The sequence below is a fragment of the Kaistia dalseonensis genome (genome assembly GCF_030814715.1).
GTDB classification, from domain to species: Bacteria; Pseudomonadota; Alphaproteobacteria; order Rhizobiales; family Kaistiaceae; genus Kaistia; species Kaistia dalseonensis.
The window spans coordinates 567,229-581,232 of sequence record NZ_JAUSVO010000002.1; the positions used below are offsets into that span (position 1 = coordinate 567,229).

A 14,004-nucleotide genomic window follows, 5' to 3' on the forward strand; every position below is an offset into this window, starting at 1 on the left:
TTGAAGTCTTGCGCGTTTCGCGATCAGCGGCGGAAGCCACCGCCGCCGAAGCCGCCGCCATGGAAGCCGCCAAAGCCGCCGCCTCCGAACCCGCCACCGCCAAAGCGGTCGCCGCCGCCGAAGTCGCCACCACCAAATCCGCCGCCGCCGAAGCCGCCGAAATGGTCACTGCCATCGCTGAAGCCGCCGAAGCCGCCCCGCGAACTGAAGTCGTCGACGCGGTCCTGTCCGGCGCTCTGGAAGCTGCGCTGGTTGTTCAGGTCGTTCAACGTGTCCTGATCATGCTCGGGCTGCCAGCCATTCTGCGTATGGGTCTGCCAGCTGCCATCATCGCTGTACTGATGAATATTGCCGTTATGATCGGTGTAGACATTGCCATTGTTCCAGGCGACGCCGTTGCCGGTCTTCGCATTGCCGGCGACACCGCGGCTATCCGCGCTGATATGGCCGTCATTGTCGGTGATGCCGGATTCGCTCGCATGACCGATGCCGGTATTGGCGTTGTAGCTGGCCGACTGGCGGCCGGCAGCGCCATTGCCGGTATAGGGGTTGAACGCAGCAGCGGAACGGCCGGCAAAGTCGGTGCCGTCGGCGGTGTGGCCGGCATAGGAGCGGGCGGCCCATTCGTTGCCGGTGGCGGGATTGTAGCCCCAGGCGTGGTTGACGGTCGCCTCGCCACCCCAGCGGCCATAGATGTTGGTCTGGTTGATGTTGACGTGGTTCCACGAACCGCCCCACGGGCCGGCGCCCCAATAGGGACCCCAATAGGGCGCAGCCGAACCCCAGATCGCGCCGGCAGCGAAGCCGAAGGCAAAGCCGGCCGCCGTATCGAGCGCGAAATTGGCGCCGTAGCCATAGGTGACCGGGCAGCCATACCAGACCGTGCCGACATAGCCCGCGCAGGAATAGCCCGTGCCATAGACGACGACGCCATCGTTGATCGCCACGCCGAAATAGCCGGGCGTGTAGCCGACGACGACGGTATCGGGCGTCGAGGAATAGACGCGGACATAGGTCACGTAATGGACCGGCGACGAGACCGGGATCGTGTAGATCGCATCCGGCACGACATCGGCCACGACCCAGGGGCCGACCGGCGTCGGCGCGACAAACCAGACACCGGCGGAGACCGCATAGAAGCGGCCGCCATCGAGCTGGATCACCGGCGTCGCCGTATTCTCGGCATAAGCGAGGCTCGTACCGGGAATGGCGACGAACTTCGGCGTGCCGCCATCATATCGGACGTCGAGCGTCGTCGAACGCTTGACGACCGCGGTCTGCGGAATGGTGGCGGCGATCGCCGCTTCCTTGGCCTGCGGCGTGCCGGGCACAGAGACGAGCGCCGTAGCACCGGGATCCTGCGGCGATATCTTGGCGAAGTCCGCCGGCAGGCTGCCGGCCGGGACATAGTTCCACGGATCGGTCGGCCCGCCATTGCCGCTGAACCAGCGGCCCGAGACCAGCACGTAATAGAGATTGCTGTTCGGATCGAGGAAGACGGCGTGATCCGCATTGCTCATGCGCAGCAGCGACGTGCCGCCGACCGGAACCATTTGCGGCTCGCCGGTCGTCAGCACCAGCTCGGTCGGCATCGTGGCGATCAGGATCGCCGGCGGCTGGTCGGGCTTCTTGCCGCTTTCCGGCAGCATGGCGTCCGGCGCATCGGCCGAGCTCGCCACCTTGGCCGCATCGGCCAGCGCCTGAGGGATTTCGGTCGTCGAGACCCATGATCCGTCGAGGCTCGGCGACTGGTACCAATAGCCGGCGACATTGGCGTGATAGATGTTGTCGGGGCTGAGCAGGATCAGCGCGCGCGTGTTCATGACGCGCTGATAGGTCGAGGCGCCTTCGACGGGCTTGAGGTCCGGGCTGCCGGAGATCAGTACGAGATCGGTCGGCATCGCCTTGAAGACGATGTGCGGCGGCTCGTTCTTGACCGGCACGTTCATCTCGGCCGTCAGGCCCTTGCCTGCGGCGTAGCTCGTCTGCAGATGGTCGAGCGCGACGGTCCAGCCCTGGGTCGGAATGCGCGACTGGAGCGCGCTCTTCAGCGTGGCGTCCTGCGTCTGATCGGTCGGCACGTCCACCCGGTCGATCGAGATCGGGCCGAGCACGGCGAGGCGCGAGGGCTTGTCGATCTCGACATGGGCGGTGAAGCGGGCGATGCCATAGACCGGCGTGCCATCCTTGGGGCCGAGCGCCACGGCGGCGCGGCCGGAGATCTGATCGCCGTTCCAGTTCTCGATCAGTGGCTGGTAGACCTGCAGGACCTTCCCCGCGACGTCGAAACTGCGCGGCCAGGCCAGGACGGCGGAAGCAGACGGCGCCGGCGCGGCGGCCTCCTGCGCAAAAGCCGCGCCGGCAAACGGCGGCAATGCAACGGGCGACAAGGCGCTTGCGGCGAGCGCAAGCACGACGGCGTAACGATAGCGAGACATTCGTCTCCCCCCAATCTCAAGAGCACAGAAGAACTTAATAACCCCGCATCGCCGGCAAATATACATTGCCAGTTGCAACGCGTATTCCCGAAACTGTTCTCACCAGTATCCGTGGCGGAACCATGGCATCCGTCGGGCGGTTCATAGCACGGGAAGCGCGCGAAGACCCCCTCAGGGCGTACCGGGCGAAGGGACCCGCGCGTTCTGGGCCGCCGCATGGCGATCGCCCAGCTCGACATAGCGCATGAACGCGCTGTCCTCATTCTCCAGGCCACGGCGCATCAGCACGATATATTCGAGCGATTCGGCATAGGTGAGCCCCCGGAAAGCCTCGTGGCCATCGAGGTCCGTCGTCAGGCCGGCGTCACCCTCGAAGCGGGCGCGCTCCTCATCGGTGAGTTCGAGCCGCTGCGCCTCGAGCCTGGCGGTGTCGCCACGCGGGTCGCTGCCCGGCCCCCGGCGCCGTTTCAGCTTGGATTCCATCGGCCGTTTCTGGCCGACAGATCCGATTTCGCGCCGCATCCTCATGACTGCTCCTGAAAATGGTGGTTCGCATTTTCACGGTCAGTCCTAGGTCGCAATCGTTGATGAAAGCAGAATCCAAACAGTTGGATTTGTTGGTATTCTGCCCTTTTTTCCCCGCCGATCCGACGGCTTCAGGTCGGGTCGTCGCGGTGCAGGTCATGGATGGAAACGCCGCGCGCATGGGTGGGCGGCAGCAGCCAGTCACCATGACGCAGCGTCCGGGCCGTGTCTTCGAGACCTGTCTCCCAATGTTCGTTCATCGAGAGATTCGAGAACTCGTAGTCGGCGCCCTGACCCTCGTAATTCTTGTGCTGGTAGATCAGGTGAACGATGTTGACGAGGCCGGGCTCGGAGAAATCGGCGATCATCGCCCGTTCCTCGTCGGTGATCTTGTCGTCGGGAAGGCGCTTCAGCGCATCCAGCAGATGCTGCTTCAAGCCGTGGATGCGGCTGAAATTGTCGGTGTTCTGCCGCGTACGGCTCGAATACATGATGTCCTTGTGGCGCCCCAGCACCTGCCCCATGCTGCGCGGCAGATTGCCGAGCGCACTGAACAGATCGACCTGGAACACGAGCGAGCTTCGATCCTCGTCCTGGTCGAGCAGATATTGCAGCGGCGTGTTCGAGACGATGCCGCCATCCCAATAGAATTCACCCTCGATCTTGACCGGCGGCAAAGCGGGCGGCAGCGCGCCGCTCGCCATGATGTGCTCCGGCCCGAGCTCGATCTCGTCCGTATCGAAATAGACGAAGTTTCCGGTCTGCACATTGACGGCGCCGACGCTGAGCCGCTTCGTACCATCGTTCAGAATGTCGAAATCGATGAGCTTTTCGAGCGTCGCGCGAAGATCGGCCGTATCGTAGAAGCTGGTCGCGCCCTCGGCGCCGGCGGGCAGCAGCCAGGGATTGACCGGGCGCGGCCGGAAGAAGCCGGGCCGGCCATAGGCGACCGTGATGGCCGAACTGATGCGGTTGCGCATGTCGTGGAAGATGTCGCCCTGCGGCTTCATCGGCCAAATGCTCTGGCCCGAGACCGTCTCCCAAAATGCGCGCAGCCGGGGAATGCGATCCTCGGGGCGATTGCCGGCAATGATCGAGGCGTTGATGGCGCCAATGGACACGCCGGACAGCCAGGTCGGCTCGCAGCCGGCGGCCGCCAGCGCCTGATACACGCCCGCCTGATAGGCGCCAAGCGCGCCGCCGCCCTGGAAGACCAGCGCCACCCGATCGTACTTCTTCGCGATCTCCGCAATATCCAGTTTCCTGGCGGTAGCCGGCCTTGCCATGTCGAACTCCGAATGATTGGCGCGATGAATGAAGAACCCCGATCGGTCAGCCCAAGAAAAGGCAGCCATCCGCTGACGGCCCGATATCCGTTGCTCTTCCGAAACAGCAGCTATAGCCCGGCATTCTTAATGTTTCGAAGGCAGAGACAAGACAAAAGCCGCCCCGTCGCCGATTTGCCGCTCAATGCGTCAGCGTTCGGCGGACGGCGTCGTGCCAGCCTGCGAGCTTTGTGGCCCGCTCATCCGCCTTCATGCCGGGCTTGAAGCGTGTATCGCGGCGCCAATCCCGCGCGAAGCCGTCCTTGTCGGGCCAGATACCGCGCTGGCGGGCCGCAAGCCAGGCCGCGCCGAGCGCCGTCGTCTCCAGGACGAGCGGCCGGTCGACCGGTGCGTCGAGAAGGTCGGCCAGGCGCTGCATGGTCCAGTCGCTCGCCACCATGCCGCCATCGACCCTGAGAACGGTTTCGCTGCCGCCGGTCCAGTCGCGCTTCATCGCGTCGAGCAGGTCGCATGTCTGGTAGCAGACGGATTCGAGCGCGGCGCGAACGAGTTCGGCCGGGCCCGTTGCGCGGGTCAGGCCGAAGAGTGCCGCCCGCGCATCCGCATCCCACCACGGGGCGCCGAGGCCCGTAAAGGCCGGCACGAGATAGACGTTCTGGTGCGGATCGGCCTGTTCCGCCAGCGGGCCGGATTGATCCGCCCGCTCGATCAGGTGCAGCCCGTCCCGCAGCCACTGGATGGCGGCACCAGCGACGAAGATCGACCCTTCCAGCGCGTAGGTCGGCTTGCCGTCGAGTTGGTAGGCGATAGTCGTGAGCAGGCGGTTGCGCGACGGCACCATCTCCGCCCCGGTATTGAGGAGCGCGAAGCAGCCGGTGCCATAGGTCGACTTCATCATGCCGGGCTCGAAGCAGGCCTGCCCGAGCGTCGCGGCATGCTGGTCGCCGGCGATTCCCGCGATCGGTACCGCGGCCCCGACGACCGCCGGATCCGTCAGGCCGAAATCGGCGGCCGAATCGCGCACGTCGGGCAGCAGCGCGCGCGGCACGCGCAAAAGGTCGAGAAGCTCATCGTCCCATGCGCCGGCGGCGATATTGTAGAGCAACGTCCGTGAGGCGTTGGTCGCATCGGTCGCATGGACAGCGCCGCCGGTGAGGCGCCAGAGCAGGAAGCTGTCGACCGTGCCGAAGGCGAGCGCCCCCTGCTCGGCCCGCGCCCGTGCGCCCTCCACATGATCGAGGATCCAGGCGATCTTGGTGCCGGAGAAATAGGGATCGAGCAGCAGGCCCGTCTTCTCGGTCACGGTCTTTTCCGCGCCCTCCGCCTTCAGCCGGTTGCAGAGATCTGCGGTGCGGCGGTCCTGCCAGACAATGGCGTTGTGGATCGGCCTGCCGGTCTCGCGGTCCCAGATGAGCGTCGTCTCGCGCTGGTTGGTGATGCCGATGGCGGCTATGTCGCTGATGGCCAAGGCGGCATCGGCGAGCGCGAAACGCAACGTCTCGACGGTCGTGCGCCAGATATCTTCCGGATCATGCTCGACCCAGCCCGAGCGCGGAAAATGCTGCCGGAATTCCTGCTGGCCCATGCCACGGACCCGATAATCGCCATCGAAGACGATGGCCCGCGTCGAAGTCGTCCCCTGGTCGATCGCCAGGACAAAGTCACCCATCAAATCCTCCCGGGCATTCCGTCTCTTATTGGGCGGCGGCGCTCAGCGCCTCATCGGCGATCTCGGCCATGAAGACCTCGAGTGCCGCAACCTCCTCCGCCGACAGCCGCAGGCCGAGCTTCGACCGCCGCCAAAGAACGTCCGTCGCGGTCCGCGCCCACTCCTCGCGGATCAGATAACGAACCTCCGCCTCCGACAGGCCGGCACCGAAGGCCCGGCCCAGATCAGCCTCCGAATGCGCCTCGCCAAGGATCATGCGCGCCCGCGTGCCGTAATGGCCGACGAGACGAACCAGAAGCGCCCTCGGCAGGCCCGGATAGTCGCGCGCGAGCGTGTCGACCAGAGCGGGCTTGCCGTTGATCGGAAAGTCGCCGCCGGGCAGGGCTGCCTTGGCGGTCCAGGCCGGGCCGCGCCGGCCAAGGATCGGCTCGATCTTGGCGAGCACGCTCTCCGCCAGCCGACGATAGGTCGTGATCTTGCCACCGAAGACGTTCAGCATCCGGGGCTCGGCGCCCTCCCCGTCGACCTTCAGCACATAGTCGCGCGTCGCCTCCTGCGCGCTGGTGGCGTGGTCGTCATAGAGCGGGCGAACACCGGAATAGGTCCAGACGATCGACTCGCGCCGGATCGGCGCCCGGAAGTACTCGCTCGCCGCTGCGCAGAGATAATCGATCTCCTCATCGCTGATCGCGACCTTGGCCGGGTCGGCCGCATAGTCGCGATCAGTCGTGCCGATCAGCGTGAAATCGTTCTCGTAGGGAATGGCGAAGATGATGCGGTTATCGGCATTCTGGAAGAAATAGCAGCGGTCATGGTCGTAGAGCTTGGGAACAATGATATGGCTGCCCTGGACGAGGCGGACATTGTGCTCCGTCTCGCCATTACCGACGGCCCGCAGCACGCGGTCGACCCATGGCCCCGCCGCATTGACCACGAAGCGCGCCAGAACCGTCTCCTCCTGACCGGAGACCGTGTCGCGGATGCGGACCGACCAATGGTCAATTCGCCGCTCGACGGATTCGACCCTCGTCCGGGTCCGCAGGATCGCGCCGCGATCGACGGCATCGCGCGCATTGAGCGCGACCAGCCGGGCATCGTCGACCCAGCAATCGGAATATTCGAAGGCACGATGATAGAGCGGCTTCAGCGGCTTGCCCGCCGGGTCCGACCGCAAATCGAGCGTGCGGGTCGCCGGCAGCGCCTTGCGGCCGCCGAGATGGTCATAGATGAAGAGCCCGAGCCGCAGCAGCCAGGCCGGGCGCAGGCCCTTGTGATGCGGCAGCACGAAGCGGAGCGGATGGATGATGTGCGGCGCGTTGGCCCACAACACCTCGCGCTCCATCAGCGCCTCGCGCACCAGGCGGAACTCGTAATATTCAAGATAGCGCAGCCCGCCATGGATGAGCTTGGTCGCCGCCGAGGACGTGCCGCTCGCCAGATCGTTCATCTCGGCCAGGAAGACCGAATAGCCGCGCCCGACCGCATCGCGGGCGACGCCGCAACCATTCACGCCGCCACCGATGACGAAGATGTCGTAGATCGACACGATGCCGCTCTCCTGCCCGCACTACGCGCTTCTATAGCGTCCATTTGCCTGCCGCGATATCCGCCGCCGGGCGCTCACGCGCACGGCCGACGCGCTGAATTGATCACGGCGCTGCATCGAATTTAAGCGCCAGAAAGATTGCAGGAAGATTTTCACGCGCCGATTGGTATGCTTGGCGACGTGATCCGGACCCTGATTCAATGACGGAACGACCCGACGACTCTACTGGCGAAGCGCCTGAACTGGACATGCGCGGCGAGATAGAGGAGCTGATTCGACAGTTTACCGCCTTCATGTCGGCGCTCTGGCACTCGTCGGGGCGGAGCACCTTCGTGCTGCTCTCTGTCGGCATGGTCACGGTGATCATCGCGACATCGGGCATGCAGATCGTGCTCAATGCCTGGAACAAGCCGTTCTATGACGCGATCGAGCAGAAGAACGTTCCGTCCTTCCTGTTCTACCTGATGGTGTTCGGCGGCATTGCCGGCGTGCTGCTCGCCCTCAATGTCGCGCAGACCTGGCTCGACCAGATGATCAAGCTGCAGTCGCGCAAATGGCTGACGCGTGACCTGATCAGCCAATGGCTGAAGCCGCGGCGGCTGGTCCTGCTCCGCGACGCCGGCGACATCGGCATCAACCCGGACCAGCGCGTGCACGAGGATGCGCGCCATCTCGCGGAGCTGACAGCCGGGCTCGGCATCGGCCTGCTCCAGTCCTCATTGCTGCTCGTCAGCTTCATTACGGTGCTCTGGAGCCTTTCGAGCGGCATCGCGCTCGTCATCGACGGCATGAGCATCGTCATCCCGGGCTATATGGTGTGGTGCGCGCTGATCTATGCCGCAACCGGCTCCTGGGTGTCCTGGCGCGTCGGCCGGCCGCTGATCAATATCGGCGTCGAACGCTATGCGCGCGAGGCGGACATGCGCTTCGCCCTGGTCCAGGTCAGCGAGAACGCCAATGGCATCGTCCTCAATGCCGGCGAGGCGGATGAACGGGGCCGCCTCAACGAAGAGCTCGAGCGGCTGCTCGCCGTCATGCGCCGGCTCGTCGATTCGATCGCGCGGCTGACCTGGGTCACGGCCGGCTATGGCTGGGTCGGCATCGTGGCGCCGATCGTCATCGCCGCCCCCGGCTATTTCGGCGGCCAGCTTTCCTTCGGGCAGCTGATGATGGTCGTCGGTGCCTTCAACCAGGTGCAGAATTCACTGCGCTGGTTCGTCGACAATTTCAGCGCCATCGCCGACTGGCGCGCGACGCTCTCCCGCGTCATGAGCTTCCGCGAGGCGTTGACGTCACTCGAAGACCAGCGCAACGGCGCCGGTCGGATCGCCTATGAACCCGATCCAATGGATGGTCTTTCCCTGCGCGACGTCTCGGTGCGCTGGACCGACAATAGGGCGCGGCTCGACCAGCCGGAAATCGACATTCTGCCCGGCGACCGCATGCTGATCGTCGATCGGACCGGATCGGGACGCGGCGCCCTCTTCTCGGCACTGGCGGGCCTCTGGCCATGGGGATCCGGCACCATCCTGCTGCCGGCCCGCAGCAAGGCGATGTTCCTGCCCGAACGCCCCTATGTGCCGGACGGACCGCTGCGCGCCGCCCTCACCTATCCGACTTCGGGATCAGGCCTCTCGGACGGCGACCTTGGCGCCGCGCTCGACCGCGTCGGCCTCTCGCGCCTCAAGCCATCGCTGGACCGCAAGTCGCGATGGGGCCGCGAGCTCTCATCCGACGACGAGGAACGCCTGACCTTCGCGCGCCTGCTCCTGCTCAAGCCGCAATGGATCTTCAGCGAGCAGTCGATCGACACGCTCGACGACGAACAGCGCGCGATCTTCCGCTCGATCCTCGAAACCGATCTCGCGAAATCGGCCCTGGTCACGGTCTCGGCGCGCCCATCCGCCGGTGATTTCTACAATCGCACGGCCAATCTGGTTCTCGTCGAACCAGCTGAACCTGAACACATTGCCGACGACACCGCCGCGGCGATCGAGACAGCGCCCGGAACACCCTCATGACACGAAGCCGGCATGCCAAGCCCGCGCAGCAGGAGCGCCTTTCGGACGACGCGCTGCTCGATCTCGTCCAGCGCCAGACCTTCCGCTATTTCTGGGATTTCGCCCATCCCGTTTCCGGGCTCATCCGCGACCGGACGCTCGGGGACGACGAATGGTGCGCGACCGGCGGCACCGGCTTCGGCGTCATGGCGATCATCGTCGCCGTCGAACGCGGCTGGGTGAGCCGCGCGGCGGCTGTCGAGCGGCTCCTGAAGATGGTTCGCTTTCTCTGGCGCACGCCATCCTATCACGGCGCCTTCCCGCATTTCCTGAACGGCACGACCGGCGCCACGCTCCCCTTCGGCCGTCGCGACGACGGCGCCGACATCATCGAGACCGCGCTGCTGCTGCAGGGCCTGATCGCCGCGCGCAATTACTTCGTCGGCGAAGGAGACGAGGTCCAGATCCGTGGCCTGATCGACGGTCTCTGCAGCGGCGTCGAATGGGACTGGTTCACCCGCGACGGCCGCGAAGCGCTCTACTGGCACTGGAGCCCGAACCAGGGCTGGATCATGAACCACGAGATTCTCGGCTGGAACGAATGCCTGATCGCCTTCGTTCTGGCGGCCGGCGCGCCACAGCATGCGATCGTGCCGGCAGTCTATCACAATGGCTTCACCCAGAGCCGGACGTTCCTGAACCGACGCCGCTTCTACGATATCGAGCTGCCGCTCGGCCCTGATGGCGGCGGGCCCCTCTTCTTCGCGCATTATTCGTTCCTGGGTCTCGATCCGCGCGGCCTCGTCGATCGCTATGCCGACTACTGGGCGCAGAACGTCGCCCATACCCGCATCAACTACGAGCACTGCGTCCGTAACCCTAACAAGTTTGCCGGCTATGGACCGGATTGCTGGGGCCTGACGGCGAGCGACAATGACCAGGGCTACTCCGCCCATGCGCCGGACAATGATCTGGGCGTGATCACGCCCACTGCGGCGCTGTCGAGCTTCCCCTATCTGCCGGAAGCGAGCATGCGGGCGATCCGCCATTTCCACGACGATCTCGGCGCGCACATCTGGCGCGATTACGGCTTCACCGACGCCTTCAATGAAAGCGTCGGCTGGTATGCGAAGACGCATCTGGCAATCGACCAGGGCCCGATCATCATCATGATCGAGAATTACCGCAGCGGGTTGATCTGGGACCTCGTCATGCGCGATCCCCAGATACAGCGCGGCCTGCGGTCGCTCGATTTCAACAGCCCGCGCCTGGCGTCCGCTTAAACCGCCTCGCCCGTGATGAAGGCGACAGCCCGGTCGCCGAGCGCCATCACTGGCGCATTGGTATTGCCGGACGGCACGGCCGGCATGGCGGAGCAATCGATCACCCTGAGGCCATCGACGCCCCGGACGCGCAGCCTTGTATCGAGCACCGCCATCGGGTCGTCATCGCGCCCCATCCGCGCCGTGCCGGTCGGGTGATAGTTCGTCTTCACCGTCTGGCTGCAGAACGCCGCGAGCTCGGCATCGGAGGTCTTGCCGGCACCCGGCAGCATCTCGTCATGGATCATCGCGCCGACCGGCGCGGTCGCAAGCAGTTCACGCGCAAAGCGGAGCGAGGCGATCGTCAGGCGCAGATCGTCCGGATCGCCAAAGAAGTTCGAATCGACCAGCGGCCGCGCCGCCGGATCGGTCGAGCGCAGCTTCACCGTGCCGCGTGCCTTCGGCCGGAGCAGGCAGGACGTCAGCGTGACGCCGTGCGTCGGCTTCATGGTGGTGATGTCGCGGTCCAGATAGACGATCGGCGCGCAATAGAGCTGGATCGTTGGCCGCTCGCCCCCATCGGGGTCATAGAAGGCGCAGGATTCGATGCCGGTCGTGGTCACCGGCCCGGTGCCGAAGGCCAGATATTGCAGCCCGTTCCTCACCATCGGCCAGCCAGTATCTTCGCCGAAATAGCCGAAGGCGCCCTTGGTCGAGCAGATCACCGGCACTTCATGATGATCATTCAGGCTCTGCCCGACGCCGGGCAGGTCGGCGACGACCTTGACGCCGTGCTCGGCGAGATGGTCGGCCGGGCCGATGCCGGACAGCATCAGCAGCTTGGCGGTGTTGTAGCTGCCCGTCGCGACGAGGACCTCGGCGGCCGCATGCGCGGTGACAAGCGCATTGCCGAATTTGTACTCGATGCCGACCGCGCGACCCTTCTCGACGATGATGCGCGTGACGAGCGCATCGGTCACCACGGTGAGCCTCGGATCACCCATCACCTGCGACAGGAAGGCGGTGACGGCGTCGCAGCGCTCCATCCGGCCCCGCATTCGGCCCATGGTGTGCTGCATGATGCCGACGCCAGCCTGCCGCGCGCCATTGAAATCGGGATTATAGGGGATGCCCGCGCCCTGCGCCGCCAGGATGAAGGCTTCCGTCATCTTGCAGGTCGAGCCGGGATCGGAGACCCAGAGCCCGCCATCAATGCCGTGATAGGCGTCGTTGAACTTCGTATTGTGCTCCAGCGCGCGAAAATGCGGCAGCATCTCGCCATAGGACCAGCCGGAATGGCCACCGAGCATGGCGTCCCAGCCGTCATAGTCCTCGCGCTGGCCCCGCATATACACCATGGCGTTGACCGAGGAGCCGCCGCCCAGAACCTTGGCCTGTGGCACGATCGGGGCCCGGCCGCCGAGCTGCGGCTGCGGCACGGGCTCGTGCATCTCGAGGAAATCGTCGCGGCCGAGATATTTCATGTAGCCGGCCGGCATGCGCATGATGCGGGCGTAATGCGCCGGGCCGCGCTCGATCAGCAGCACCCGCGCGCCATGGTCGCGCACGAGCCGCGTCGCGGCCACGCAGGCGGACGAACCGCCACCCGCGATGATGTAGTCATACTCCATGCCGCCGTCCTCCCTCGGACGCCGGTCCTTGGCCGAACCGGCTTTCATCATATTATTGTATGATCAAAGCCGGCGGCAACTGCGGAGCTAGACCAGCACGGGCTGCGTCGCGAGTTTTTTCTGTCCGAAGACGCGGCGGTAGCGTTCGATTTCCTCGGCCGGTCCGGTCGCCTTATTCGCATTGTCCGAGAGCTTCACCGCGGGGCGGCCATTGGCTTCCACCACCTTGCAGACAAGCGAAATCGCCTGCAACCGATCGTCCTTGCCGTCGGGCGCACAGTCGCGGAAGTCATTGGTGACATGCGTGCCCCAGCCGATCGACAGGTTGACGCGGCCGCGCAGCTTCCGCGCCGCCTCCTCGATCATGTCGATATCCATGCCGTCCGAAAGCACGATCAATTTGTCACGCGGATCGAGGCCGTGCGATTCCCACCAGGCGATCGCTTCCTCGGCGCCCTCGATGGGGGGGCGGGAATCCGGGCGGATACCCTTCCAGGCGAGTGTCCAATCCGGCGCATTGCGCAAGAAATCGGCGGTGCCATAGGTATCTGGCAGGATGACGAGCAGGTTGCCGTCATACATCTGCTGCCAGTCGCGCAACACGTTATAGGGCGCCTGATGCAGCTCCGCATCGTCATTGGCGAGCGCGGCATAGACCATGGGCAATTCATGCGCATTGGTGCCGATCGCCTCCAAGCCGGAATCCATCGCCATCTTGACGTTGGACGTACCGACGAAATTGTCGCCGAGCCCCTCCTGCAACGCCTCGACGCACCATTTCTGCCAGAGGAAGCCATGTCGGCGCCGCGTGCCGAAATCGGCGATCTTGAGCGGTCCTTCCTGGCCGAGCACGCGCAGCCGCTCGATCTTGCCCCAGAGCTTGGCCTTGGCCTTCGCATAGAGCACATCGAGCTCGAACCGGCTCATGCCCTTCATCGCGGCGCGGGCGCGCAATTCGCTCACGATCGCGAGCGCGGGCACCTCCCAGAGCGTCGTATCGCTCCAGAGCCCTTCGAAGAGCAGTTCATATTGCCCGTCATCGGTGCGCCGAAGGTCGTATTCTGGCAGCTGGAAGTTCTCGAGCCATTCGAGAAAATCCGGCTTGAAGATCTGCTTCACGCCATAGAACGTATTGCCGGCGAGCCAGATCAACTCGTTCTTCTGGAACCGCAAAGTCCGTGCATGGTCGAGCTGGTCGCGCAGCTCCCGCTCGTCGATGACGTCGGCGAGGCGAACCGATTTGGTGCGGTTGATCAGGCCAAATGTAGCGCGGACGTCCGGGGACGTCTCGCGGATCAATTGCAGCATCAGGAACTTGTAGAAATCGGTATCGAGCAGCGTCCGGACGATCGGATCGATGCGGAAGCCGTGATTGTAGACGCGCGTGGCGATATCGAGCGACATGAAATGTCCAGCGGGAGCCTAGGGGCGGGGCATGGTCATGTGCCGCGTCGGCACGTTCCAGCTGCAATCAAATGGAACCCGAGAAGTTCCGGCCAAGCCGCCCAATCCCGATCATGGCTCGCGTCCGTTCCTCCCGGATGAGACGTCGAAGCTAGCCCCTGAGATCGATACGTCAATCGCTTTCGCGGAATTGCCGATCCGCCACGGCCGGAACGGCTTGAGCGCGCGCGAAAATTCGGCAGA

General features: G+C 64.9%; 9 protein-coding genes. 2 read left to right on the forward strand and 7 right to left on the reverse strand.

Annotated elements, in window-relative coordinates; translation table 11 throughout:
• Positions 1 to 23 precede the first annotated feature (23 nt).
• The 5 genes from QO014_RS08820 to glpD form a co-directional block, all read right to left on the reverse strand.
• Positions 24 to 2,438 (reverse strand): carbohydrate-binding family V/XII, encoded by a 2,415-nt coding sequence (locus tag QO014_RS08820; protein ID WP_266348313.1) that lies wholly within the window; start codon positions 2,436 to 2,438, stop codon positions 24 to 26.
• Between the two features lie 171 nt (positions 2,439 to 2,609).
• Positions 2,610 to 2,921: a hypothetical protein gene (locus QO014_RS08825; protein ID WP_266348314.1), complete on the reverse strand. Its 312-nt coding sequence runs from the start codon at positions 2,919 to 2,921 to the stop codon at positions 2,610 to 2,612.
• 173 nt (positions 2,922 to 3,094) lie between these two features.
• On the reverse strand, positions 3,095 to 4,249 hold the full coding sequence (locus QO014_RS08830; RefSeq protein ID WP_266348315.1) for a patatin-like phospholipase family protein: 1,155 nt from the start codon (positions 4,247 to 4,249) through the stop codon (positions 3,095 to 3,097).
• Positions 4,250 to 4,430: 181 nt separating this feature from the next.
• The gene (gene glpK / locus QO014_RS08835) at positions 4,431 to 5,918 is read right to left on the reverse strand and encodes a glycerol kinase GlpK (protein WP_266348316.1); all 1,488 of its coding nucleotides are present in this window, start codon (positions 5,916 to 5,918) and stop codon (positions 4,431 to 4,433) included.
• A 25-nt stretch (positions 5,919 to 5,943) separates the two neighbouring features.
• Positions 5,944 to 7,464 carry a glycerol-3-phosphate dehydrogenase gene (gene glpD, locus QO014_RS08840; protein WP_266348317.1) on the reverse strand — a complete coding sequence of 507 codons (1,521 nt, stop codon included), beginning with the start codon at positions 7,462 to 7,464 and terminating at the stop codon, positions 5,944 to 5,946.
• A gap of 200 nt (positions 7,465 to 7,664) precedes the next feature.
• Between glpD and QO014_RS08845 the strand changes: the two genes are divergently transcribed.
• Together QO014_RS08845 and QO014_RS08850 are read left to right on the forward strand one after the other, a co-directional pair.
• The gene (locus QO014_RS08845) at positions 7,665 to 9,485 is read left to right on the forward strand and encodes an ABC transporter ATP-binding protein/permease (protein WP_266348318.1); all 1,821 of its coding nucleotides are present in this window, start codon (positions 7,665 to 7,667) and stop codon (positions 9,483 to 9,485) included.
• Positions 9,482 to 10,747 carry a glucoamylase family protein gene (locus QO014_RS08850; protein ID WP_266348319.1) on the forward strand — a complete coding sequence of 422 codons (1,266 nt, stop codon included), beginning with the start codon at positions 9,482 to 9,484 and terminating at the stop codon, positions 10,745 to 10,747. Before QO014_RS08845 ends, QO014_RS08850 begins: the two co-directional genes overlap by 4 nt.
• On the opposite strand, the gene QO014_RS08855 is transcribed toward QO014_RS08850, so the two are convergent.
• Both QO014_RS08855 and pncB read right to left on the reverse strand, forming a co-directional pair.
• Positions 10,744 to 12,357: a GMC family oxidoreductase gene (locus QO014_RS08855; protein ID WP_266348320.1), complete on the reverse strand. Its 1,614-nt coding sequence runs from the start codon at positions 12,355 to 12,357 to the stop codon at positions 10,744 to 10,746. The two genes, QO014_RS08850 and QO014_RS08855, sit on opposite strands and share 4 nt — an antisense overlap.
• 87 nt (positions 12,358 to 12,444) lie before the next feature.
• On the reverse strand, positions 12,445 to 13,761 hold the full coding sequence (gene pncB / locus QO014_RS08860) for a nicotinate phosphoribosyltransferase (RefSeq protein WP_266348321.1): 1,317 nt from the start codon (positions 13,759 to 13,761) through the stop codon (positions 12,445 to 12,447).
• Positions 13,762 to 14,004: the final 243 nt, after the last annotated feature.